At 38.8% G+C, this 23,061-nt stretch carries 22 protein-coding genes; 5 read left to right on the forward strand and 17 right to left on the reverse strand.

Going from position 1 to position 23,061, the window contains the following annotated elements:
• Positions 1-68: 68 nt before the first annotated feature.
• Positions 69-1,175, reverse strand: a complete 1,107-nt coding sequence (locus VB715_RS10745; RefSeq protein ID WP_323301203.1) for an AI-2E family transporter — start codon at positions 1,173-1,175, stop codon at positions 69-71.
• Complete coding sequence (locus tag VB715_RS10750; protein WP_323301204.1) at positions 1,165-3,102, reverse strand: S9 family peptidase; 1,938 nt, start codon at positions 3,100-3,102, stop codon at positions 1,165-1,167. Before VB715_RS10750 ends, VB715_RS10745 begins: the two co-directional genes overlap by 11 nt.
• A gap of 152 nt (positions 3,103-3,254) precedes the next feature.
• Between VB715_RS10750 and VB715_RS10755 the strand changes: the two genes are divergently transcribed.
• Entirely contained in the window at positions 3,255-4,331 is a 1,077-nt protein-coding gene (locus VB715_RS10755) for a D-alanine--D-alanine ligase family protein (RefSeq protein ID WP_323301205.1), read from the forward strand.
• Here the strand turns inward: VB715_RS10755 and VB715_RS10760 are convergent.
• The 4 genes from VB715_RS10760 to VB715_RS10775 all read right to left on the reverse strand — a co-directional run bounded on the left by VB715_RS10760 (position 4,270) and on the right by VB715_RS10775 (position 7,884).
• Complete coding sequence (locus VB715_RS10760) at positions 4,270-4,608, reverse strand: hypothetical protein (RefSeq protein ID WP_323301206.1); 339 nt, start codon at positions 4,606-4,608, stop codon at positions 4,270-4,272. The genes VB715_RS10755 and VB715_RS10760 overlap by 62 nt on opposite strands.
• A gap of 629 nt (positions 4,609-5,237) precedes the next feature.
• On the reverse strand, positions 5,238-5,444 hold the full coding sequence (locus tag VB715_RS10765) for a hypothetical protein (RefSeq protein WP_323301207.1): 207 nt from the start codon (positions 5,442-5,444) through the stop codon (positions 5,238-5,240).
• 121 nt (positions 5,445-5,565) lie between these two features.
• Positions 5,566-7,479 (reverse strand): molecular chaperone DnaK, encoded by a 1,914-nt coding sequence (gene dnaK / locus VB715_RS10770; RefSeq protein ID WP_323301208.1) that lies wholly within the window; start codon positions 7,477-7,479, stop codon positions 5,566-5,568.
• A gap of 186 nt (positions 7,480-7,665) precedes the next feature.
• Positions 7,666-7,884, reverse strand: a complete 219-nt coding sequence (locus tag VB715_RS10775) for a hypothetical protein (RefSeq protein ID WP_323301209.1) — start codon at positions 7,882-7,884, stop codon at positions 7,666-7,668.
• Between the two features lie 420 nt (positions 7,885-8,304).
• On the opposite strand from VB715_RS10775, the gene VB715_RS10780 reads away from it, so the two are divergent.
• A complete protein-coding gene (locus VB715_RS10780) occupies positions 8,305-8,670 on the forward strand; it encodes a DUF1815 family protein (RefSeq protein WP_416336926.1) in 366 nt (121 codons plus the stop codon).
• A 106-nt stretch (positions 8,671-8,776) separates the two neighbouring features.
• On the opposite strand, the gene VB715_RS10785 is transcribed toward VB715_RS10780, so the two are convergent.
• From VB715_RS10785 to VB715_RS10810, 6 genes are all read right to left on the reverse strand, one after another.
• On the reverse strand, positions 8,777-10,741 hold the full coding sequence (locus VB715_RS10785) for an ABC transporter ATP-binding protein (RefSeq protein ID WP_323301211.1): 1,965 nt from the start codon (positions 10,739-10,741) through the stop codon (positions 8,777-8,779).
• A gap of 487 nt (positions 10,742-11,228) precedes the next feature.
• Positions 11,229-11,528, reverse strand: coding sequence for a hypothetical protein (locus VB715_RS10790; protein ID WP_323301212.1), 300 nt, complete (start codon positions 11,526-11,528; stop codon positions 11,229-11,231).
• A 37-nt stretch (positions 11,529-11,565) separates the two neighbouring features.
• Complete coding sequence (upp, locus tag VB715_RS10795) at positions 11,566-12,216, reverse strand: uracil phosphoribosyltransferase (protein ID WP_323301213.1); 651 nt, start codon at positions 12,214-12,216, stop codon at positions 11,566-11,568.
• A gap of 23 nt (positions 12,217-12,239) precedes the next feature.
• Positions 12,240-13,424: a tetratricopeptide repeat protein gene (locus tag VB715_RS10800; protein ID WP_323301214.1), complete on the reverse strand. Its 1,185-nt coding sequence runs from the start codon at positions 13,422-13,424 to the stop codon at positions 12,240-12,242.
• Between the two features lie 68 nt (positions 13,425-13,492).
• Positions 13,493-14,263, reverse strand: coding sequence for a precorrin-4 C(11)-methyltransferase (cobM, locus tag VB715_RS10805; protein WP_323301215.1), 771 nt, complete (start codon positions 14,261-14,263; stop codon positions 13,493-13,495).
• Positions 14,264-14,267: 4 nt separating this feature from the next.
• A complete protein-coding gene (locus VB715_RS10810) occupies positions 14,268-15,983 on the reverse strand; it encodes an alpha/beta hydrolase (protein WP_323301216.1) in 1,716 nt (571 codons plus the stop codon).
• 177 nt (positions 15,984-16,160) lie between these two features.
• Here VB715_RS10810 and VB715_RS10815 point away from each other — a divergent pair, with 177 nt between their 5' ends.
• Complete coding sequence (locus tag VB715_RS10815; RefSeq protein ID WP_323301217.1) at positions 16,161-16,610, forward strand: hypothetical protein; 450 nt, start codon at positions 16,161-16,163, stop codon at positions 16,608-16,610.
• 102 nt (positions 16,611-16,712) lie between these two features.
• Here VB715_RS10815 and purQ read toward each other — a convergent pair whose 3' ends face one another.
• The 5 genes from purQ to VB715_RS10840 form a co-directional block, all read right to left on the reverse strand.
• Positions 16,713-17,411 (reverse strand): phosphoribosylformylglycinamidine synthase subunit PurQ, encoded by a 699-nt coding sequence (purQ, locus tag VB715_RS10820; protein WP_323301218.1) that lies wholly within the window; start codon positions 17,409-17,411, stop codon positions 16,713-16,715.
• Positions 17,412-17,414: 3 nt separating this feature from the next.
• On the reverse strand, positions 17,415-17,687 hold the full coding sequence (gene purS / locus VB715_RS10825; protein ID WP_323293206.1) for a phosphoribosylformylglycinamidine synthase subunit PurS: 273 nt from the start codon (positions 17,685-17,687) through the stop codon (positions 17,415-17,417).
• 95 nt (positions 17,688-17,782) lie between these two features.
• Positions 17,783-18,634, reverse strand: coding sequence for an energy-coupling factor transporter transmembrane component T (locus VB715_RS10830; protein WP_323301219.1), 852 nt, complete (start codon positions 18,632-18,634; stop codon positions 17,783-17,785).
• A complete protein-coding gene (locus tag VB715_RS10835; RefSeq protein ID WP_323301220.1) occupies positions 18,631-20,346 on the reverse strand; it encodes an energy-coupling factor transporter ATPase in 1,716 nt (571 codons plus the stop codon). The genes VB715_RS10830 and VB715_RS10835 overlap by 4 nt, the downstream gene beginning before the upstream one ends.
• A 7-nt stretch (positions 20,347-20,353) precedes the next feature.
• Positions 20,354-21,139, reverse strand: a complete 786-nt coding sequence (locus tag VB715_RS10840; RefSeq protein ID WP_323301221.1) for a hypothetical protein — start codon at positions 21,137-21,139, stop codon at positions 20,354-20,356.
• A gap of 354 nt (positions 21,140-21,493) precedes the next feature.
• Between VB715_RS10840 and VB715_RS10845 the strand changes: the two genes are divergently transcribed.
• Complete coding sequence (locus VB715_RS10845; RefSeq protein WP_323301222.1) at positions 21,494-22,123, forward strand: hypothetical protein; 630 nt, start codon at positions 21,494-21,496, stop codon at positions 22,121-22,123.
• An 87-nt stretch (positions 22,124-22,210) separates the two neighbouring features.
• Entirely contained in the window at positions 22,211-22,942 is a 732-nt protein-coding gene (purC, locus tag VB715_RS10850; RefSeq protein WP_323301223.1) for a phosphoribosylaminoimidazolesuccinocarboxamide synthase, read from the forward strand.
• The last annotated feature ends 119 nt before the right edge of the window (positions 22,943-23,061 follow it).

Here is a 23,061-nt window from a genome sequence, read left to right on the forward strand (position 1 = left end):
GCCCCTACTGTGTACTGTATAAACTCGCTAATTGCTGTCACCTTATTAATAACCACATAATTAAAACATTATTGGCTGATTTTTGAGGGAATATCTAATTGTTGAGTGGCAGCTTTTTGGGCGGCCAATTTTGGTTTTACATAAAGATTTTCTAACAAAACCCCACCACCCGCTACCCAAGGGGGAAGAATTAATGCCCCCAGAATTCCTAATAATTGAACGCCACTTAATACCCCTAAAAGTTGATACAATGGCGGCACATTAACAGATGATCCTACCAAAAGAGGATCAAGAACATAGGTTTCTACATTTTGAATAATAACAAATAATAATAATACCCAGAGAAAAAACCATCCCCCTTGGGCGACTGCAACAATTAGGGCAGGAATTGACCCTAAAACTGGGCCAAAGAAAGGAATTAAATTAGTAATTCCGGCAATGGTTCCCAACCCTAGGGCAAATTCACCAAGTCCTAAAAATTTTAGTCCCAAACTAACCGCTAAACCTAAAATAAAAGAGACTAATAATCTGCCTTGAATATACCCTCCCATTTTTTGACTTACAGGAATAACTTGGGCTTCTAAACGTTCATCCCAAGGGACAGGAAATAAGCTAACAATTCCTTTAACTAAGTTTTTGGAACCTGATAGCATATAACCTGATAATAAGATGGCTAAAATTACATTAAAAACGCTACCAATTATCCCTCTTGTTAAGCCACCCACCCCAATTAGTAATTGCTGACTAGAACGTAATGTCCAAGATACCAAAGATTGCAGATTAAATAATCGATTAATAAACTCAATAACGTCTGGTTCTGTAAAGCCTTTTTGAGTCATAAATGTTTGAATTTCACTACCTAAAACCTCTAGATATACGGGAAATTTTTCTAGTAAATTTTGAATTTGACTGATGATTGTTGGCCCTAATAGGAAGCTAATGCCAGTTATTAAAAATAGTAATCCTAGATAGACTGAAATGACAGCCAACCAACGAGGAAAACCAATCTTTTCCACACTTTTAACCAAGGGAGAAAGGGTAGACGCAATGACAACGGCAATCATTAAAATAACAAGAAGTCCTCGGAGATGCCATAATAATAAAATGGCAAATCCTGAGCCAGCAATCAGGAACAAATTAGAGAAAGAGATTGAGATTTGTTGCTTAGGTATCATAGTTAATAATATTAATAGGCTCTAGATTTTCAGCAGGATCAAATCCAAAAATACGAGAATAGAAAAAGAATTCACTATCTAATGCTCGCTTAATATTTTCAGCACGACGGAACCCATGTTGTTCTTGTTCAAAGGGAACATAAGCAACTGGGATTCCTTTATTTTTTAGACATTCTATCATCTTTTCTGCTTGGTTAGGAGGAACCACTTTATCTTCTAATCCCTGAAAGAAGATGACGGGACAATCTAATTTCTCTGAAAAATGGATGGGAGATCTCGCTTCATAAATTGCTTTTTCTTCAGGATATTTACCAATCAAACCGTCTAAATAACGAGATTCAAATTTATGAGTATCTTTGGCCAATGCTTCTAAATCACTAATGCCATAATAACTCGCTCCCGCCTTAAATGTATCCTTAAAAGTTAAGGCAGCTAAAGTAGTATAACCTCCCGCACTTCCGCCAGAAATTGCCAAGCGATCGCCGTCTACTTTTCCTTGATAAACTAAATATTTTGCCCCATTAATACAGTCATCAACATCAACAATTCCCCAATTTTTATCTAACCGTTGACGGTATTCTCTACCAAACCCTGTACTGCCACCATAATTAACATCAAGATAGGCAAATCCTCGACTTGTCCAATATTGAATTTTTAGACTAAAATTAGGGGAAGCTGCGGCAGTTGGCCCTCCATGACTTTTAACTAATAAAGGGGGTAATTCTCCATTAGTACCAATATAATCTTTATTCGTGGGAGGATAATACCAACCATAAGCACTTAAACCATTTTCTGTGGGAAAAGTAATCAATTCTGGTATGGAAAAATAGCCTGGATCAATATCAACATTACTGGAAGATTGTAGGATTTTTGTTTGCCCTAACTTTAAGTTTAAATAAATAGCTGCTGTGGGTTCTGTTGAGGAGCCACCAATTAACACAATATGCTGTTGATGAGCATGAAGAGAGGCAATATTTGTGTAGGGGGTATCTAATAAACTTAATTGTTTATTCGAGATATCTAAACTAGCTAAATACCACCGTCCATCTTGAGTAAAAGTACAAATTATTTTATTGGCAGAAGTGAAGGCATAAGTTGATAAACCAAACACCCAATGAGGATAAGAAAATTCTGCTGTTAAAGGAAAAAGAGGAACAATACTACCCGGTGATTTATAACAATAAAGATTCCACCAACCATTTTTGTCACTGGAAAAATATAATTGGCCGTCAGGAGACCATTTAGGTTCATTAATTGATTCATCAATATCACCAGCAAGACATTTTATTTCTTCTAATGAACCATCATCTTGAACATTTCCTAACCATAATTTTGTGGCATTCCAAGGCATATTAGGATGATTCCAACTAATCCAAACCAGTTTCGTTCCATCAGGGTTAAGACGGGGAGAAGAATAAAAATCATGACCAGAAACTAAGGTTTTGATTGCTCCTGTTTTAAGATCAATAGAAACTAAGGTATTTTGAGGTTCAACCTCAGCATTACTATGATCTTCACAAACACTAATTAAACGATTATTTTTCTTGTCTAAAATAAAATCTGCATAACGATATTTGTTTTCTGGAGTGACAGGTGAGGGGTCTTGATTAGGGAATTTTTGATAAATTCTTTGATCAGAAAAATTCACAAAATAAATAATACCCTCCACAACTAAAAATGAGCCGCCACCATATTCATGAACACGACTACGAACATTAAAAGGTTGAGGAGTCATTTCTAGGTTTTGACCATCAGATGTGTATTTTATTAGTACATTACGTCCCCCTTCTGTGGGCCGTCCTTCTAACCAATAAATGTCATCGCCATCAAAAATAATACCACCTAAACCAAGACTTCCTGCCACAATTAAATCAGATGTAATCGGAGATTTCCAGGAACCAAAAGGAGCAATTTTGGGAGATAGCATAATAATTATCAGGTTTTTATATGATCATTGAGTGCAAGCAAGGGGACATTGCCCCAATAGGTTATGGTATGTTAATTTTGGGGGAACGCCAAAGACATAACAACGGTCAATTATAGCGACAATTAAGCGCGATCGCAGCGAGAGTATAGGCAATGACAAAAATACGGGTAGGATTATTGTTTGGAGGGAGATCGGGAGAACATGAAGTCTCCATTAACTCCGCTACGGCGATCGCTCAGGCTTTACAATTAGGGGATAATCTCCACAAATACGATGTTTTGCCTGTATATATTCAAAAGAATGGCATTTGGACAGCAGGAGAAACGGCAAAACAGGTTTTAACCACTAAAACCCCTCTCATTACTGACATTGCTACAAAACAGCAATTATGGCAGTTTCCCCCCCAAGTAGAGGAAGTGGATGTCTGGTTCCCGATTTTGCATGGCCCTAATGGGGAAGATGGCACTATTCAGGGGTTATTAAGCTTAATGCAAGTGCCGTTTGTAGGCAGTGGGGTGTTAGGATCGGCGGTAGGAATGGATAAAATTGCCATGAAAATGGTCTTTTCTCAGGCCGGACTTCCCCAAGTTAAGTATATGGCTGTAGAGCGATCGCAAGTTTGGTCAAACCCTTGTATTTTTCCGAAACTTTGTGATGATATTGAGGCGACCTTGGGCTATCCTTGTTTTGTCAAACCTGCTAATTTGGGGTCATCTGTTGGCATTGCTAAAGTGCGATCGCATTCTGAGTTAGAAACAGCTTTAGATAATGCGGCCAGTTATGATCAACGGATTATTATTGAAGCAGGAGTGACGGCCAGAGAGGTAGAATGTGCGGTTTTAGGCAAAGATAACCCTAAAGCCTCTGTAGTAGGAGAAATTACCTTTGATAGTGATTTTTATGACTACGAAACCAAATACACTGAAGGGCGATCGCAAGTACATATTCCGGCCAATTTACCCCCAAATATTGTCACCCAAATCCAAGAAATGGCGATTAAAGCTTTTAAAACCTTGAATTGTGCCGGGTTGGGGCGAGTAGATTTCTTTTATGTTGAAGAAACCCAAGAAATTTATATCAATGAAATTAATACTCTGCCTGGGTTTACCAAGTTTAGTATGTATCCTCAACTGTGGGAAGCAACAGGGGTTAGTTTTGAACAATTGGTTAACCAATTAATTCAACTAGCTTTAGAAGCGAACTTAAGCCCACCATCAGCCAAAAACTAGCGATAGAAGTTGATTTAGGGACAAACGGGAGCTGATTATAAATAGGAACAATATTCATGTCATCTACCAGTTGTCCACCCAACAAATTGTTGCTATCTGTCACTATTCGGTCTTTAATTAGGGTAGATTCTGGTAACATTTTTTTAAGGATCTTACCGGAATCTTGAACATTAATTTTAATGGGACTATTTTCAAGAAAATTAATGGCATAAACCGGATGAGTTGTGCTAAGTACAATAATTCCTGTACCGAGCAGCTTTAAACATAATGTTTTCATAGGAAACCTTAAAGAATTGCTCGATGTCCTTTGATGTAGTTCGTAGTGAGGGCTTCAGCCCTAAAGAGCTTACTACAAACTCATTCATCTTTTTATATGCTGGCAAATAATTTTGGGGGTGAAACACCAATCAAAGGAAACGTAATGATTTTCAGTAAAAGTTATTTTTCTCTTATTAAAACGTAATATTTAATCACAAATATTTACCAATCTGTATCAATAGGGACGTTAGGGTTTTAGGTTTCCCCCTCGAATAACCCAAGTGATTGAACCACTAACCAAGGCTGTTAAGGCAATGATGAAGATCTGCCTCCAGTTTTTTAATCCCCCTACTTTTTCAGCTAAATCAGGAATTTTCTGAATTAGGTTCTTGACTCATGGGGTAAACTCTTATTACATACGTTTTTTGTTGTCCCCACATCATTCATATTTAAAGTGTCTGCTGCTGAAAAAGAAACAATAAGCATTGGTGAAAGCTTCAGTTATCTGGTTTTCAGACATAATTACTCTATCCTTTTAATTTTAAATCAATTCTAATTTTACCCTAAATTTTTTTTCTAGGTTTTCATTTCCTTGAATACGCTTTTTGAAAGCACGTTTAAAAGAATCACTAAAACTGATTTCGGGCATTAATCTTCCAAAGAGTGCATTAATTCATCTATATCTGACGAAAATTTTAAATTACCTGATTGTTCTTCCCCTTGACTGACCAAATAATTCTCATAAATTTCTTCTCGCTTTTCTTCTCGCAAATATTGAGCCAAAAGAGCTTGAATTTTTTCTTTTTCTGGTAAAGAAAGGGTTTTAATTGCTTCTACTACATCACTAAAACTCATTATTTTGTTACTCACCCTGTCACTAATAAATATATTGTACTCAAACCCAACTTAATCGACAAAAAACGGTGGGAAATTGTTACCCACCGTCAAAATTGATGATTAATAATTAACCAGAATGTTACTTAGTTTCTGAGAATTCGGCATCAATGACATCATCCCCACCGCTAGAAGTACCGCCACCAGGGGCAGCACCAGCGTCACCACCAGGAGCAGCACCAGGCGCACCGCCCGCTTGTTGATACATACTGGTACCAATGCTATAGAGGGTTTGCTGTAACTCTTCTGTGAGGGTTTTGATCTTGTCATCATTATCTTGGGCGAGGGCTTCCTTCAGATCCTTAATTAACCCTTCTGCCTTAGTCTTGTCCGCAGGAGGTACCTTATCCCCTAACTCAGTCAGTTGTTTTTCCGCTTGGTAAACTAAAGAGTCAGCTTGGTTCTTGCGGTCAATTTTTTCCCGACGTTCTTTATCTGTCGCGGCGTTAGACTCAGCTTCTTTCACCATGCGCTCAACTTCCGTATCAGGCAGAGTAGAAGCCCCGGTAATACTGATGGACTGTTCTTTGCCAGTTCCCTTGTCCTTAGCGGTTACGTTGAGGATACCATTGGCATCAATATCAAAGGTTACTTCAATTTGAGGCACACCACGAGGGGCGGGAGGAATACCATCTAATCGGAACACCCCTAAATCTTTGTTATCCTTGGCCATTTCCCGTTCCCCTTGGAGAACATGAATTTCCACATTGGTTTGACCATCAACTGCAGTGGAGAAGACCTCAAATTTTTTGGTGGGAATAGTGGTGTTACGAGGAATAATTTTGGTCATGACACCCCCTAGGGTTTCTACCCCAAGAGAAAGGGGAGTCACGTCTAATAACAGGATGTCCTTAACTTCTCCCGATAAAACACCCCCTTGAATAGCAGCACCCATGGCTACCACTTCATCAGGGTTAACCCCTTTGTGGGGTTCTTTATTTAAGACTTTTTGGACTAATTCTTGTACCGCAGGAATACGGGTTGAACCCCCAACTAAAACGACTTCATCAATATCGCTATTGCTGAGTTTGGCATCCTTCATGGCTTTTTCCACGGGGACGCGAGAGCGATCAATTAAGTCGGAACAAAGTTCTTCAAATTTGGCTCTAGTAAGGGTTGTATCTAGGTGTTTGGGCCCTTCTTGCGTCGCCGTAATAAAGGGGAGGTTAATTTCCGTTTGGGTGACGCTAGAGAGTTCAATTTTGGCTTTTTCTGCGGCTTCAGTTAACCGTTGTAGGGCCTGTTTATCTTTCCGCAGATCAATGCCTTCATTTTTCTGGAAGTCTGCCGCTAAATAATCGACAATTTTTTTATCAAAATCATCTCCCCCTAAATGGGTGTCTCCAGAGGTGGCTAATACTTCAAATACACCGTCCCCTACTTCTAAAATAGATACATCAAAGGTTCCACCCCCTAAGTCAAAGACGAGAATCGTTTCATTACTTTTTTTATCTAACCCATAAGCTAAGGAAGCGGCTGTGGGTTCGTTAATGATACGTTTTACTTCAATTCCGGCAATTTTGCCCGCGTCTTTGGTGGCTTGACGTTGGGAGTCGTTAAAATAAGCAGGAACGGTAATTACTGCTTCAGTAACGGTTTCCCCTAAATATTTGCTGGCATCTTCGATTAATTTCCGTAGCACTTGGGCGGAAATTTCTTCGGGGGCAAATTGCTTCCCTTGGGCGGGACAGTCTAATTTGACGTTCCCATTGCTATCGCGCAATACTTTATAAGAGACTTCCGTGGCTTCGGTGGTAACTTCTTCATTTTTGCGACCAATGAAGCGTTTAACCGAATAAAAGGTATTTTCGGGGTTCATCACCGCTTGACGTTTGGCAATTTGTCCCACCAAGCGATCGCCATTTTTGGCATAAGCTACTACGGAGGGAGTGGTACGAAACCCTTCTGCATTAGCAATGACCGTAGGTTTCCCCCCTTCCATGACGGCTACACAAGAATTGGTGGTTCCTAAATCAATTCCGACAACTTTTCCCATATCCACAACTCCAAAATTACTATAAAACCGACTGGATACTGAATTTCAGTGAGAAGCATTAATTAATAGGGATTTGATCTCTATCCAGCTATTCATATCCATAGTGACAACATTGGGACTATCTATGGTAGTGTAGTTTTCCGAACCTAGGATGACGGGTTTGACATTTTAGTGGTAAACAGTCTCTCAATGGGATTGAGATGATTGACCAATGGGCCAATCTTGACGAGGGGGAAAAGACTGATCGGAATGAAACGCGGTGCCTCCAGGTTCAGCCGGCCGATTTAAACGCAGGGCGGCCCCAAATCCTAACCCAGCAGCACTAGAAATCGCGCTGGTAATTAACAAAAATTCTAAGATAAACAACCAAGGACGAGATTTATTACAAGATTTTGCTAATTTCATGAACGTCTCAACACCACCCCTGAAATTCAGTCTGAATTAACTTACCGATAGAGCTTACCGTGAGATGTTAAATTTGCCAAGTCTTTAATTGTCGAAACATAGCCAGAAAATTCTTGAATGTAATGATTTGTTGTGAATTCTAAAGTTAACCTAACGGCGGACTAATCCTCCTAAAAACCTATCATGTAGAGCTTTGAGGAAACTTTTTGCTTGCTTGAGAATTCTGAAAAGATGGGGACAATTTATCTAGTGTAACCCCGGATACTGGGAAATTGTGAAAAACTAGGTTAACGTAGTCGATGATGAGTTTATTTTATAGGTTCAACAATCTTATATTAAAGCCTAGCTCAAATCAAAAAAATAAAATCTTAAAAAAGTATTAAGGTTTTATAATGAAAAATGTTATCAGGAGGAAAAAGCGTGTTTACTCGATTAGCACAACAACATCGTGATTTTGTGAGAGACTTAGTAATGAATCTCCAAGCCTTAGCCATTGTCCTGGAAAACCGAGGTTATTTAGCTTCTTGCTACACTTGCGGCGATCAGCTAAACAGTGCATCGTTTATGGTCAGTTTAAGCGAAAACCATCTCATCCGTTTTTTAGTTTCTGATTATGGAATTACCTGGACAGAAATGCGCGATGATCGGGAATTGATGAAATTAGAAGGAGCAGAAGCCATTAGTCAGTTGCAAGAATTAGCCAATTTGATTAAATATCAGTATCCTTCCCCCTCTCAGGATAAATCAGGCAAAAAGCAAAGCTCTCAATTGGAAACGATGGTTTAACATGAGTTATTGCCGCAAAAACCATTAATATTGTTTTGTAGAAAGCATCCCCCTTTAATGAATTGACAGTTTTTTATCTGCCGATTATTAAATTTTATTGTTTATTTTATGAATTATCTGATAAGCAAACGAGTTCTTCAGGAAACTGAGGGATAGAATCGAGCAATTTTTGGGTATAGTCTTTCTGAGGATTATTAATAATTTCGTCTGCTGTATTAAGTTCTTCAATTTCTCCTTTATTCATCACCATAATGCGATCGCTCATAAATCGGACAACGCTTAAATCATGGGAAATGAAGATACAAGTTAATTTAAAGGTTTGTTGTAAGTCTTTTAATAGGTTTAAAACTTGTGCTTGTACCGAGACATCTAAAGCGGATACAGACTCATCACAAATGAGAAAACGGGGATTTAATGCTAATGCTCTCGCAATACAAACTCTCTGTCTTTGTCCACCAGAAAATTCGTGAGGATAGCGATGAAAACTTTCTTTGTCTAACCCAACTAATGTTAATAATGCTTCAACAAATTCTTTCCTCTTCCTCTCATTTTTTTCGGTTTTATGAATAATCATGGGTTCCATAATTGCTTGACCAACGCTTAATCTTGGATTTAAAGAATTGTAGGGATTTTGAAAAACAATTTGCAGATCTTTTCTAACATTACGGAGCAATTTACTACCCGCAGAAAATTGGGAAATTGGATAATTTTCAAAACTGATATCGCCTTTTGTCGCAGAAATTAATCTCAAAATCGTTCTAGCTAATGTTGATTTTCCACAGCCAGATTCTCCTACTAATCCTAATGTTTCTCCTGCATAAACCTCAAAACTTAGATTGTTAACTGCCTTAACAACATCTTTCTTGAAGCCAAAAATGCCTGATTTGCCGAATTCAACGGTCAAATCTTTAACAGATAAGATCTTTTTCTTTGCTTCTGCTTCTTGAGTGCGTTCATCAATTTCTTTTTGAGAGATAATTTTATAAATTAAATTAGATTCTTCTGATAAATTGGTGTTTTTTTGTCCGTCTATAAAATCTGCAATTGTCGGCAACCTGTCTAATTTAATATGTAAGGGAGGACGACAAGCTAATAAACCTTTAGTATAGGGATTTTTTGGCCTGGAAAGAATTTGTATTTTATCCCCTTGTTCAACAATTTTACCCTGATACATGACCAAGATTTTATCAGCAATTTCATTGATCACCCCTAAATCATGGGAAATAAAAATCATGGACATTTCTCGTTCTTGACAAATATTACGCAAGAGTTGCAAAATGCCTTTTTGAACGGTAACATCTAGGGCCGTTGTGGGTTCATCTGCGATTAAAACGGTGGGTTCACAAGAAATAGCCATTGCAATCATTACCCGTTGTAATTGCCCCCCAGAAAGTTCATGGGGATAACGCTTTAAATATGCTTCTTTTTGCTGTTTAATATAAGCCTGTAATTGCCCATTAACTGAGCCATTTTTGGGTTGAAGTTGCTTTAAATATTTTTCCTCTAATTGTTCATCACTGGAGAGAACTTTGACTTCTTGTAGTAAAGCGATCGCTTGATTATTCGCTTCTTCTTGAGACACATTTTGATGTAATTTAATCGCTTCTGTTAATTGATATCCAATGGTATAAACAGGATTAAAGGAACTCATAGGTTCTTGAAAAATCATCGCAATTTTTGCCCCCCGATACTCTGTCCATTGTTGGGGTTTTAATTGTGTTAATTCAACTGTATTTTGTTCAGAATGATAAAAAGTAATCGTTCCCTTCGTAATTTTTCCAGGGGGTTGAATTAATCCCATGATAGCTAAGGAAGTGACAGATTTTCCTGACCCTGACTCTCCGACAATTCCTAGGATTGCCCCTTTTTTTAGCTGAAAACTAATATTATTAACCACTACCTTAGATTTAGAGCAATCCTGTGGAAGCAGTGATCCGAATCGGTGTAACCCACTCTGTATCAGAAGAAATATAGCAAAAACCATCACTTGTTGGTTACGATTAAAATTAGACTTCCCTTGTCCGGGAAATTCAATACAGAGATCACTAACCTTAAGAACAACGTCATTCATAACTCTAGTCTATGGAAGTTTAAACGAATTTTAACTTATTTTTTCCCATTTGATGGAGCGTTTTTCTTAACTCCATTAGAGTTGCTTAAAATATAATAACAATTGGATGTAGTGAGGGGGATTATGTTAGCCTGTGATGTTATTGAAAATAGCTTTAATACATAGCCTAGCTATTTTGTCAACCCATGAGTAATTATACTCGTCCCAGAAACAGTACAAATGCTCAAAAAAAAAAACTTTAAAAACACTACAATTCAAATAAAACCGGAGCTTAATGAGAGGATGACAACCAAATAATCATACTTATAGAAACTATTTTTAGAAAAAGACAGACTGGCTATAGATTTTTATTGTTTTCCAATCATACCATAAAGGCGTAACTTCGTTCCTAATTAAAAATAATTCTCATTACTTGTCAAGAGCAATGAGAATTGATTGATTGTTATTTTAAAACAAATATTTTTGATTGATTAAATTAACTTATAAATTAGTCCGATGAGGTTTCTTGTTCAATAGAATGCTTCTCGACAGGGCCTAATTGCTGACGAACATCATCAATGGCATGATTAAGTTGAGCAATCTTATCCTCTAAGCGATGACGGGCCATTTCAATACTTTCTTCAGGAGACAATTTGTCTCGTTTTCCTGATTTTAGTAGGGATGAACCTTCTTCCTCATTATTGTTCTCAAGACGAGACGTAACCACTGCCCCGATAATCCCCCCAACGATACCACCGACTAGGGTTCCCACCAAAAATCCGCCTGTAAATCCATCCCGTTGACTCATAATTTTTGACCTTAATACTCATCAATAATGCTATATTTTAGGTTCCGAAGGCGCGATCACCTGCATCTCCCAAGCCAGGAACAATATATCCTTGACCATTAATCCCTTCATCAATAATAGCGGTATAGATGGTCAAACTGGGATAATGTTGGCTTAATTGTTGCAAAGCAGGAGGAGCAGCTACCACAGAAATAATCCGCATTAAAGCCGGATCTCCACCCCGTTTCGTTATTTCTGCCATAGCCGTCATAATTGACCCCCCAGTGGCTAACATGGGTTCTAAGACAATAATTCGGGTATCGGGTTTAAATTGTTCGGGTAATTTGTTGAGATAACAACTGGCTTCTAAGGTTTCTTCATTACGAACCAGGCCTAAATGATAAGTAGAGGCCAAGGGTAGTAAGGTTTGCGCCCCATCTAATAAAGCTAGTCCTGCCCGTAAAATGGGGATCACCGCGATGGGGACTTCAGGATTAATCAAGGTTGCGGGTGAGGGGGCCAAAGGACTTTGAACCGTCGTCTCGAAGGTGGGAAACCAATAACGGGTGGCCTCATAGGTTAACCACCGTCCCAATTCTGTCATGGCCGTTTTAAACAAGACAGAGGGGGTATTAACATCTCGGGCCACTGCTAACCAGTGTTTAACGAGAGGATGATCAGGAACGTAAACACGGAGTTGAAAAGTCATGGGTAAATGGGGATGGGGTAAGTTTATCCTTGAGATAACTCGTTGAGACGAGTTTGGGCCAGTTCAAAATCCGGTTGAATTTCTAGGGTTTTACTATAACTGGCGATCGCTTCTTCTACTCGTCCCAATTGTTCCAAGGCACTGGCCCGATTGTACCAAGCTTGGCAATAGCTTGGTTGGCCCTCAATCACCCGCTCAAAACAGACGATCGCTTCTTCAAATTGTCCCATGTTGTATAACACCAGGCCTTTACCATTGAGGGATTGAAATTCTTGGGGGTTGAGGGCAATGACCCGCTCAAAACTAGCGATCGCTTCTTCAAATTGTCCTAGCTCTCCCAAGGCACTGGCCCGATTGTGCCATGCTTGGATGGAATTGGGGTCAATTTCTAGGACTTTTTCCCAACTGGCGATCGCCCCTTCTAAGTCTTCTAATTTTAGTTGTTGCTCTGCTTGTTTTAACCAAAATTCAAGCGATTCTGGGTTTTCCTGGTCATTTTCTTGATTTTGCTGAGTTTCTGACTGACGAATAATCGCATCAATAATGGCTTGAGGTTGGGTTGAGTCTAAGCCAAATTGTTGAGCAAGTTGGGCAGCAAATTCCTGATTTTGCTCAAGTCTGGCGGTTAATTCTTCTAGGGTTAAGGTGAGGGTTTCGACTTCGGGCTCGTCGGTGGGTGAGGGGGAGGGTATAACGGGAGGAAGGCCATCACCGAGGGAGGGAGGGGTGATCTGAGTTTCCATGATATCGGTCACTAAATGATCGGGGCCCTCATATTCCCAAACTGTACTATCGGCCTCTCTGGTGTAGAGTTTTCGCCCAATTTCGTAAGCTGTTTTGCCAATGGGTTCTATAGCTTGAAAAGACTGAGCTAATTCCCCTAAACGCATCATGCGGGCAGCTAATTGTAAGTTAGGGGCTGAGGAAGAAAGGGCTTTCTCCCCAAATCTTTCTAACCAAGCGACCCAAAGTTTGGCTTTTCCCCGTTCCCCTAAATCTTCAAAATATTTGAGAATTCTGCCTTCATGCCATCCGTGGGCGACTCCATCTAGTAGTTGGCTAAACAAAAATTCGTAATCAGTATCGGTTAAGGGAACCTTACCAGAGGTTTCCTCATCTTGATAACGGCCTGCCAAGGAAGATGAGGCAAAAAACTGACCTAAAAATTGTTTAATCCATTGCCAGATGCGTTTGAGTAAACCCTGCATATTGATGTTTCTAAACTTTGATGATTAAAGAGAAATCAGTATTTTGATAACCCTCGTTTAATTTTATCCTAATGGGGTCTGAATAAGTGAAAATGATCGGGATGATAAAGGTGAGAACGATGATTTTTACTGGGATTTAGGGCTGGACTAATTAGATAAAGGGTAGTGCGAATCAAGTTTTCTGCTTGGGTTACTTCGGCCATTTTTTCTAAGGGAACAATGTAAATTTTTTCATCGGGCCAACCAATGCGGAAACAAATTGCAACTGGGGTATTAGAGGGATAATATTTGAGTAATTTTTCTTGAGATGTTTCGACATGACGGGCAGCTAAATAAAGACATAAACTGGCTTGATGGGCCGCTAAACTGCTTAATTCTTCTGTATCAGGAACTTGAGACGCACTGCCACTAATACGGGTTAAAATAATTGTCTGTACTAAGTCGGGAATGGTTAATTCTGTGCCAATTTTTGCGGCTGCTGCTTGAAAGGCACTAATTCCAGGAATTAATTCAAAGGGAATATTTTCGGCTTCAAGTCTTTGTATTTGTTCATGGATAGCACTATATAAGGTTAAATCTCCTGAATGTAAACGCACCACTGAACAATTATTTTTTACGTTATCAATCATCATTGTCACGATGTCTTCTAAGGTTTTGTTGCCTGTGGGAATTATATTGGCATCATCACGAACATCCTTTAATATTTGTTGGGGTACTAAAGAATTAGCATACAAAATAACATCAGCTTGACTGATAATTTTATAGGCTTTTAAGGTTAATAATTCGGGATCACCTGGCCCCGCACCAATGAAATAAACCGCAGGTTTTAAAGGGAGCATATAGTTAATTATTGGGTTGGATATTCCGAGGAAAAATGGGAGGTATTCTTGATGCTCTTAAGCGATTAAATAATTGACTTAGAGGTAATTCAGCCTGAGATCCCACCAAATACATTGTATTAGGTTCTTGACTAATATATTCTCCATAAGCTGAAGTTAAAAATGGTCTAAATGCTTCGTTTTTGGCTATATAAACCTCGGCAAATCCCACTAATAGAGCATTACCATATTGATCCATAATATCTTGTTTAGGAATGGTTAAATCAGGAAAAGAATCGAGTAATGCTTTCATACTTGCATCCAATTTAGAAAAGTTGACGTGAGCTTGTCCTTGGACTAAAACAAAATATTTATCATCTGTATTAATCCAGACAAATGCTTGTAATTGTTCAATCACGGCAGGGGTTGCTGGATCACTGCTTCCTGCCCCTAAAATAACAGGAATTTTCACTTGAGACAGCCCTTCTGCGCCAAAAATTACGCTAGTAACTGGGTTAATTACTAGGGCAGATATTACTCGTTCATCTCGAAAATTATAGTCTTTTCGTGGTAAATCTAAAGCGCGACATTGCAACACTAAAGACAAATTTGGCCCCCATATTCTTTGACCACAAACTTCTTCTAATCGATTAAAATCAAGGGTCGCACCTGCTACAGCTAAAGCTCCATAACCGCCAAAAGAATGACCCATAACTCCTACATTTTTTAGGTCTAAACGCCCGCCAAATTCTCGATCATTGCGTCTTTCTAATTCATCAATTAGATAGCTAATATCTAAGGGACGATCCACAAAATCATTGAGTTTAAAAAGCTCTCTAGAGAAGCCATTTAACATAGACTCAAGTTGTTTGAAATCGCTGCCTGGATGTTGGGGTAATGCCACTAAATAGCCATAGGAAGCTAATTGTTTAGCCCGCTCTTCAAAATCTTCAGGACGGGAAGCTAACCCATGAGATATAATAATTACAGGGGTTTTTCCTTCTCGCCATTGTTGGGGTTGAATCAAGACAACGTAAAAATCTTGTTGACGACTTTCATCTCTTAATTGAATCACCCGTCTAGGGGCAACCCCATACTTTCCAGGTTGACGAATATCCGGCAAGGTAGAAAAATTAGGAACGGTTTCTTTTTGCGCTGCTTGAGAAGATAAGGTTCTCATTTCTTCGACAACTTCATTAGTGGCTTGTCCTAATAATTCAATATAACCTGCTACTTGAAAAATGTCTTCAATGTTAAACTGCATATTAACAGCTAGATGGTTCAAAACATTAAGCAAAGTAAGTCCTTCTTCTGGATCTAAAGCTGCTTGTACCATCGCCCCTCTTAAGGCATATTTCCCATTTCGTCCCCCTTGAATAGAAACTAAATTGCCCATTTGGGTGAGAATTTTTTCCCCGGTTGGGGTATTAAGAAAACGAGAAAGTTGCACCGCATTAATATCAGCCCGTTTTGATAAAGCTTCTCTAAATTCGGCTTTTTGTTCTGCATTAACCCCCGCCAAATTCATATAATCAGCTAATTCTCGATTAACAACACCTGTTCTCGCAAAGGTGTCTAAAGAATCAATTCCCAAGGATAAATTAATGGGGCCATAAATAAAGACAAGTCGTTGGGCTGCATCAACAGGAAAAGTTGTTAAAATTGCAGCTAAAGTTCCTAATGTTAGGTTTTTTAAGGCTTTAGGGAAGGAACGCTGAGCAGAGGAAAAAAAAGCAACCATAATCTTGCCACAAGGCGACCACTATTAAGTCTTGCGTTACCTACTATAGCAGGATTGGGGAGGGTGGGAGCCGTCGGGTTGGACAAATTTTAAGAGATTCGTTACATTAGTCCACAAGCAAAATGTTCCGTTCACACACACCAAAAAACTGACTAAGTTAAGTCAGATTTATTGCCTATGAAATACATAACTTGGCTAATATTAAGCAGTTATCTGTTGGTTGCTTTTACAGAGGCTGCTTGGGGATTTCAACCATCTGCCTCATTCACTCAGTCAACCTTAGATAACCTAGAAGACGCACCAATTATTCCTAGAGTTCCCCAAAATAACCCCCAAAAAATCAAACTTTCTCGCTCCCCCGAAGAAACGGCTACTAGACTAGCTCAAGAGGTATCGATTCAAATTGCTAATGATATCGCCTATGGGTTGGTCATTGCCCATGAAAAACGACAGGTTAGATATGGGACGAGAATGTACCGCAAAGTTCAAACCGCGATTAATTTGTTGAGACGAGGTGCCGGGTTAGATGGGGCCTCCCGTCGTTCCGGTGTTCCTCGTCCCCTGTTAGATAAATTGATGCAATGGGGACAGCAACGCCCAGGAGCTTCTAGGCATCATGTGGAATGATCGGCCAATTTTAAGCTTTAAACCCTTAAGGGTTACGCTATACAAACAAAACCCGCCTTCGCGGGTTGATCATTTTTCTGTGCAGATAGTTGCTGATTTAGCTTAAGAAACCAAGATTTTTGCCTCAATTAACCCTTCAAACAACTTTAGCCCCTCTACTGACCTAGTAAGGGCATCTGAAGCCCTTTCTGGGTGGGGCATCATCCCCAAAACATTGCCCTGTTTATTCGTAATTCCGGCAATATTGTTGAGGGAACCATTGGGGTTACTTTCCTGGGTTATTTCTCCACTTATGGCACAATAACGAAACAAAATTTGACCGTTATCTTCTAACCCTTTTAGCGTATCCTCATCCCCATAATAACGCCCCTCTCCGTGGGCAATGGGTAGGGTAATGACTTGATGAGGGGAATAAGCTTTTGTCCAAGGTGAATGATTATTTTCGACTCTGATGGAAACGCGATCGCAGATAAAATGTAAATCTCGGTTACGAATTAAGGCCCCTGGTAATAACCCGATTTCTGTTAATACCTGAAATCCGTTACAAATGCCTAAGACTAATTTACCTCGGTTAGCGTGTTCGATCACTGAGGGAATGATCGCCGAAAAACGTGCGATCGCCCCACATCTGAGATAGTCTCCATAACTAAAACCCCCAGGAATGACAATGACATCAAGATCAGAAATATCAGTTTCTTGGTGCCAAATCATGCGGGTGGGTTGGTTTAATAACCCTTCTGTTACCGTGGCAATATCCCGATCGCAATTTGACCCTGGGAAGACAATAACACCAAATTTCATGATTTACCCTACAACGGTTTGACTAGCGGTAATTTCAAAGCGATAATTTTCAATGACAGGGTTAGCTAAAAGGCGATCGCACATTTCATCTAATTGTTGCTGGGCCTGACTTTCATTCTCAGCAGTCATGGTAAGCTCAATATACTTGCCAATTCTCACCTTTTCTACCCCTTCGTATCCTAATTGTTGGAGTCCAGACTGTACTGCTACTCCGGCGGGATCTAAAACCGATGGTCTGAGAGTAACATAGATGCGACAGTGATATTGTTGAGACATAACGGCCGTTGACCCCTACTATGAAGAGTTAAAGTCTATCATTTGTGATAATTTAGCATAACATCAAACTATGCTTTGATAGATATGATTGATTGCTAAGTATAAATTAACCAAGGAAACTTACCCACTCCCCAACCGAAATAAAGAAAGATTACTGACAGTAATAAAACCAGGAAGAAAATCATCGTAAAATAATCAGTTTTTGTTAAAATAGATTGGTGTAAATAGGTACGTTGAGAACTGCCTGAAAAAGCTTTTGATTGTAACACGACTTCTAATTTTTGGGACTTAGCCATTGCATTAAGAATTAAGGGGACAGCAATAGCTGCATAAACTTTTCCTTTGCGAATTAATCCCATATTTTCTAAAGCTAACCCTCGCAACCGTTGAGCATCTAAAATACCTTCTATTTCTTCTAATAATAAGGGAAAGAAGCGCAAAGTAGATGAAAAAATAAAGACAATTTTATAAGGTATTTTCGCTTGAACCATTCCCACAACCATGTGATTAATATCAGTAGTAAAAATACCCAGGGGAATAATTAAAACCATTGTCAAGGTCTTAAAAATAACATTTAATCCGTAGATAATTCCTTCTTGGTTCATAGTTAACCCTCCTACCCACCACCAAGTTTTAGGAACGGCAAAAATAGGGGTTAAAATCTCTCTATCAATTAAGGTTTTGACCTGTTCAATATTAAAAAAGCCCATGGTAACTAAGAGTAGAATATAAAAGGGAATCATCACTTTTAAAACTGTTTTGAAATACGCTAGTTTTACTCCTGCAAATAAACAAGAAAAGGCAACAATTAAAGTTAAAATTCCCCCAGTTATCGGACTTTCCCAAATAAAAGCAATTAGAGTAATTACTCCCATCATAACTAGCTTTGTTCGGAAATCTAAACGGGTAAAAATTGAGTCATGATCGACGGTTTCAAATTTCATCATGGAACAAAACACTCCGCTACTTCAGAGGGGGTTAATAAAGGATAGTTATTATCAGAAAATAGGCTTAATTTTTGTGCCAATAAAACGGCTTGAGGTGGGGTAAGATAGGTAGATTCTAATAAGTCTGTTTGATGATAAACTTGACGAATTGGCCCATCTAATAAGATGGTTCCTTGTCCCATGACAATGACTCTTTCTGCATAGTCTGGCATTAAATATAAATGATGAGTAATTACGATGACTGTTTTACCCATTTGATGTAACTGACGACTCACTTCTAAAATAGCACGAGATCCTTTATAATCTTGTCCTGTCGTGGGTTCATCAAAGATAATTATATCCGGTTCCATCGCTAAAATTGCCGCAATAATAATCCTAGCGCGATCACCTTTTGGTAAGGATAAAGGATGAGCATGACGCTGTTCCAATAATCCCATTTCCTGTAAGGTTTCTGTGACTTTCTTCTCAATCTTTTTCTCATCATAACCTACATTTTCTAGGGCAAATGCTACTTCTTGTTCCACCGTCATATTAAAGATTTGATTATCGGGATTTTGTCCGACATAACCAATAAAATTGGCTAATTCACTTACCGATAAATTTCTCGTATCTTTTTGCCTAATTTTAACTGTTCCTTCTGTCGGTTGTAGCAGGTTTAAAAAGTGTTTTACAAGGGTACTTTTCCCTGCCCCATTTTGACCAATAATCAGTAAATATTCCCCCTCATAAATATTCAAAGAAACCTGCTGTAATGCTTGGGTTCCATCTTCATAGGTATGGCTGAGATTTTGGGTGGATAATAAAGGTTGTTGATCTCCTTGATTTTTCGGTTGAGAAAATTGAAAGGTTTGACTAATTTTTACTGTTTCTTCGAGAGACTTTATTGTATTAAAACCAGAATTTAAAGTAACAGGAATTTCTGGTAAAATAATCCCCTTTTTCTGGATTTGATAGAAGGTTTGAGCAACTTGAGGAGGACGTAAATTATGGGTTGTTAATAGGTCAATTTCTGAATAAATTTCCTTAGGTTTTCCCGTAGCAATAATTTCTCCATCAGAGAGTAAAACCAGGCGATCGCTAAACTCTGCCATTTCTTCTGCTGCATGGGAAACCATAACAATTGTTACCCCCAATTCTTGGTTAAGTTCTTTAACCGTAGAAAACACTTCCTGAGAACCAATGGGGTCTAATTGAGAGGTGGGTTCATCTAATATTAATAAAGTCGGTTGTAGGGCTAAAGCAGCAGCAATTGCTAGTCTTTGTTTTTGTCCTCCTGATAATTCTTGAGGGTGTTTTTTTTCTGTTCCTTCTAAACGAACTGCTGCTAAAACATGAGGAATACGGGCTAAAATTTCCTCTCTTTCCACACAAAGATTTTCTAGGGCAAACGCAATTTCATTTTCCACGGATGTAGAGATTAATTGAGTTTCCGGATCTTCAAAAACGGCTCCTACATAACGGGCCAAATGACTGACAGGATATTTTAGGGTATCACAACCCGCTATATTAACATAACCAAAAAAACGCCCCCCATAAAACTGCGGAACAATGCCATTAAGGGTTAAACAAAGGGTTGTTTTTCCCGCCCCTGTGGGGCCAATAATTCCCAAAAATTCTCCTTGATGAATTTCTAAAGAAATATCTTTGAGAACAGGTTGTTGAGAATTTGGATATAAGTAGGAAACTTTCTCTAAACTAGCAATCAATTCCATAGTATAATTAGTAAATAGCTTCTTTAGGTTTCATTAAACCAATGGCCCGTAATCCCGCAATCACTCGCACCCCAATAAATGCCCCCACTAAAGCGCGAACTAAGTTTTCTAAAGGCATAATAGGTGTTAGAAATAACCAGGTAGCTTCTGGCCAATTATAAATCGGATAAACTATGGCACATTTAATGAGATGAGACAATCCAGCAATCATCCAACTTCCCAAAAATAATCCTAATCCGACCAGACGAAGATTGGAACTATTGATCCATCGAGCGAATAGAGTACGAGTCGGTAAAATAAACAATATTAGTGCTGACCAATCAATAAAAGAACCGACGATAATAATAGGAAGAGAAACGCCATTCTTCATAGCCAGACTGCTATAAACAAATAAGCAAATTATAAAAATAATAGCTAAGCCAAACCACCAATATTTTCGCTTCTTACCTAATACCATTGATCCGGCGGCAAAACTGGTGATCATTGCCCCGAAAATTGAGACTAGGGGAATACCTGCGGTGTGGGGGGCTAAAAACACTCCAATTAAGGTACCAATGCCGCTGGCTGCTGCCCCACCAAAAGGCCCTAAAAGCCATCCTAAAAGGGGAAAAATGCCTTGACTTAAGGGAAATACCCCGCCAGAACCAATGGTAATGGAAAAGGGGATAAAAGCCAATACCGTAACCACTGCGGCCATGACCACAATATAATCTAAGGGAGTGCCATCTAAAGACGCACTACCTAGGGTTTTAATTTCTCGTTCTTGTCCTTGAGGGGTGATAAAAAATGACATGATTGGTTTAGTAAATATAGTCAAAATTCCCAATTTTGGGGGAGGAAGGATGACCGATTACCGAAAATTTATCTCCGAATTATTATATCATCATATCTTCGTAAGTTTTTTGACTTTCGCCCAGGATATTTTCGATTAACAACTTTCGACTAAATAGCCTTGCTTCTGAGAAACATTTGATCTTGTTTGGCAAAATCATGGGAAAAAGTCAAGCTTAACTTGTCAGAGATACCGAACTCAGATACACTTATTCTATGTAAGTTTATTCAATCTATAAATACCGACTTGATTTATTACAATCCTGACATCATTTCCGACGATGACAAAACGATTAGTCCTCCTAGCGAAAAAGCAATGATGACTGAAATCGATGCTGAACTCTTAGAGGAAATTCTATTATTTAAAGCCTCAAAAGCTAATTCATCTATCGCTGTTTTAGAATGGGGTTGTGGGAGAAGTAGTCTTTATTTCCCTTCCGTATTAAACAAGCATGGCTATCAATTTACTTGGGATTCTCTGGAAAATGATCGTGAATATTTTCAGGAGTTTGCCAGTAAGTTACCCCAGGATTTTGTGACTGCAAAAAACGTAACTTTTTATCCTGATAATACCCTTGATAATGTCAGCAATATAAAACGTCATGAATTAGGCAATAATCATTTTCACGTTTTTAATTTAGGGATTGTAAGATCCCCTTTTGTGATGAGTAAACCGACTAACTTACCCAATGGTGATGCTTATGTTGGATTACCTAGTAAGCTTAATCAAAAATATGACATCATTTTAGTAGATGGACGATACAGAAGACGGTGTTTAATCGAAAGTGCTTCCTTGATGAAACCCGATGGTATCACATTATTACATGATGCTTGGCGAACCTATTATCACTGTGCATTTACCGATTTTAAACATCATAGGAGAATTGGGGAAGCTTGGTGGATAGGTTCTCAATCTCCCCTGGATTTTTTAGTACCTGTTTCCTGAAAAAATCTCTACCTATCATCTAAATTCTCTAGACAAATAACAGATAAAATACTGTTTTTTTCGAGGCTCTTAACCTAATTAATCATCATGGAAAAACTCTACGAAGGCAAAGCAAAAATTCTTTATCCCACCGACGATCCAGAGGTATTGCTAACCCATTTTAAAGATGATGCAACCGCCTTTAATGCCCAGAAACGGGGAACCATTCAGGGGAAAGGAGAAATTAACTGTAAAATTTCAACTGCCCTCTTTCAATGGTTAGAATCTCAAGACATTGCCACCCATTTTCTTGAACAACCAAGCCCCGACCAAATGTTAGTAAGGCGGGTGAAAATTCTGCCCCTTGAAGTCGTGATAAGAAACATTGCCGCCGGAAGTTTATGTCGTCAAACCGGATTAAAAGAAGGTCAAATTTTATCTTTTCCCTTGGTAGAATTTTACCTAAAAAATGATGAATTAGGAGATCCCTTATTAACCCGTGATCGCATCTTAATTCTTGAACTAGCCACTCCCGAACAACTAGAAAAACTGCAAAATCTTGCCCTAACCATCAATCAATATTTGCAGCAATTTTTCGAGAGTTGTCAAATTACTCTGGTGGATTTTAAGCTGGAATTTGGCATTGATAGTCAAGGAAGACTCTTATTAGCGGATGAAATTAGTCCTGATACTTGTCGCCTTTGGGATCAAACCGAAACAGATCCCCAGGCCAGAGTCCTTGATAAAGATCGATTTCGTCGAGATTTAGGCCAAGTGGAAGCCGCTTATCAACAAGTACAACAGCGAGTCTTAGCAAAATTATCCCAAGGTAAAATCTAAAGATCTTGGAACATTCTCCGCTAGTCATAGTCAGGATCTTGGGTAATATGGCTCGGCTGTTAGGCACGCTGTTAGCTTATGATGGGTCAATAACAAGCAACGGATAACATTAACAACGC

Origin of the sequence: Crocosphaera sp. UHCC 0190 (genome assembly GCF_034932065.1) — a bacterium.
Lineage (GTDB): Bacteria > Cyanobacteriota > Cyanobacteriia > Cyanobacteriales > Microcystaceae > UHCC-0190.

What these genes read in the sequence shown, in the direction of transcription:
- VB715_RS10745 (WP_323301203.1), bottom strand. Translation starts at nt 1,175, where the DNA reads ATGATACCTAAGCAACAAATCTCAATCTCTTTCTCTAATTTGTTCCTG.
- VB715_RS10750 (WP_323301204.1), bottom strand. Translation starts at nt 3,102, where the DNA reads ATGCTATCTCCCAAAATTGCTCCTTTTGGTTCCTGGAAATCTCCGATT.
- VB715_RS10755 (WP_323301205.1), top strand. Translation starts at nt 3,255, where the DNA reads ATGACAAAAATACGGGTAGGATTATTGTTTGGAGGGAGATCGGGAGAA.
- VB715_RS10760 (WP_323301206.1), bottom strand. Translation starts at nt 4,608, where the DNA reads ATGAAAACATTATGTTTAAAGCTGCTCGGTACAGGAATTATTGTACTT.
- VB715_RS10765 (WP_323301207.1), bottom strand. Translation starts at nt 5,444, where the DNA reads ATGAGTTTTAGTGATGTAGTAGAAGCAATTAAAACCCTTTCTTTACCA.
- dnaK (WP_323301208.1), bottom strand. Translation starts at nt 7,479, where the DNA reads ATGGGAAAAGTTGTCGGAATTGATTTAGGAACCACCAATTCTTGTGTA.
- VB715_RS10775 (WP_323301209.1), bottom strand. Translation starts at nt 7,884, where the DNA reads ATGAAATTAGCAAAATCTTGTAATAAATCTCGTCCTTGGTTGTTTATC.
- VB715_RS10785 (WP_323301211.1), bottom strand. Translation starts at nt 10,741, where the DNA reads ATGAATGACGTTGTTCTTAAGGTTAGTGATCTCTGTATTGAATTTCCC.
- VB715_RS10790 (WP_323301212.1), bottom strand. Translation starts at nt 11,528, where the DNA reads ATGAGTCAACGGGATGGATTTACAGGCGGATTTTTGGTGGGAACCCTA.
- upp (WP_323301213.1), bottom strand. Translation starts at nt 12,216, where the DNA reads ATGACTTTTCAACTCCGTGTTTACGTTCCTGATCATCCTCTCGTTAAA.
- VB715_RS10800 (WP_323301214.1), bottom strand. Translation starts at nt 13,424, where the DNA reads ATGCAGGGTTTACTCAAACGCATCTGGCAATGGATTAAACAATTTTTA.
- cobM (WP_323301215.1), bottom strand. Translation starts at nt 14,263, where the DNA reads ATGCTCCCTTTAAAACCTGCGGTTTATTTCATTGGTGCGGGGCCAGGT.
- VB715_RS10810 (WP_323301216.1), bottom strand. Translation starts at nt 15,983, where the DNA reads ATGGTTGCTTTTTTTTCCTCTGCTCAGCGTTCCTTCCCTAAAGCCTTA.
- VB715_RS10815 (WP_323301217.1), top strand. Translation starts at nt 16,161, where the DNA reads ATGAAATACATAACTTGGCTAATATTAAGCAGTTATCTGTTGGTTGCT.
- purQ (WP_323301218.1), bottom strand. Translation starts at nt 17,411, where the DNA reads ATGAAATTTGGTGTTATTGTCTTCCCAGGGTCAAATTGCGATCGGGAT.
- purS (WP_323293206.1), bottom strand. Translation starts at nt 17,687, where the DNA reads ATGTCTCAACAATATCACTGTCGCATCTATGTTACTCTCAGACCATCG.
- VB715_RS10830 (WP_323301219.1), bottom strand. Translation starts at nt 18,634, where the DNA reads ATGATGAAATTTGAAACCGTCGATCATGACTCAATTTTTACCCGTTTA.
- VB715_RS10835 (WP_323301220.1), bottom strand. Translation starts at nt 20,346, where the DNA reads ATGGAATTGATTGCTAGTTTAGAGAAAGTTTCCTACTTATATCCAAAT.
- VB715_RS10840 (WP_323301221.1), bottom strand. Translation starts at nt 21,139, where the DNA reads ATGTCATTTTTTATCACCCCTCAAGGACAAGAACGAGAAATTAAAACC.
- VB715_RS10845 (WP_323301222.1), top strand. Translation starts at nt 21,494, where the DNA reads ATGATGACTGAAATCGATGCTGAACTCTTAGAGGAAATTCTATTATTT.
- purC (WP_323301223.1), top strand. Translation starts at nt 22,211, where the DNA reads ATGGAAAAACTCTACGAAGGCAAAGCAAAAATTCTTTATCCCACCGAC.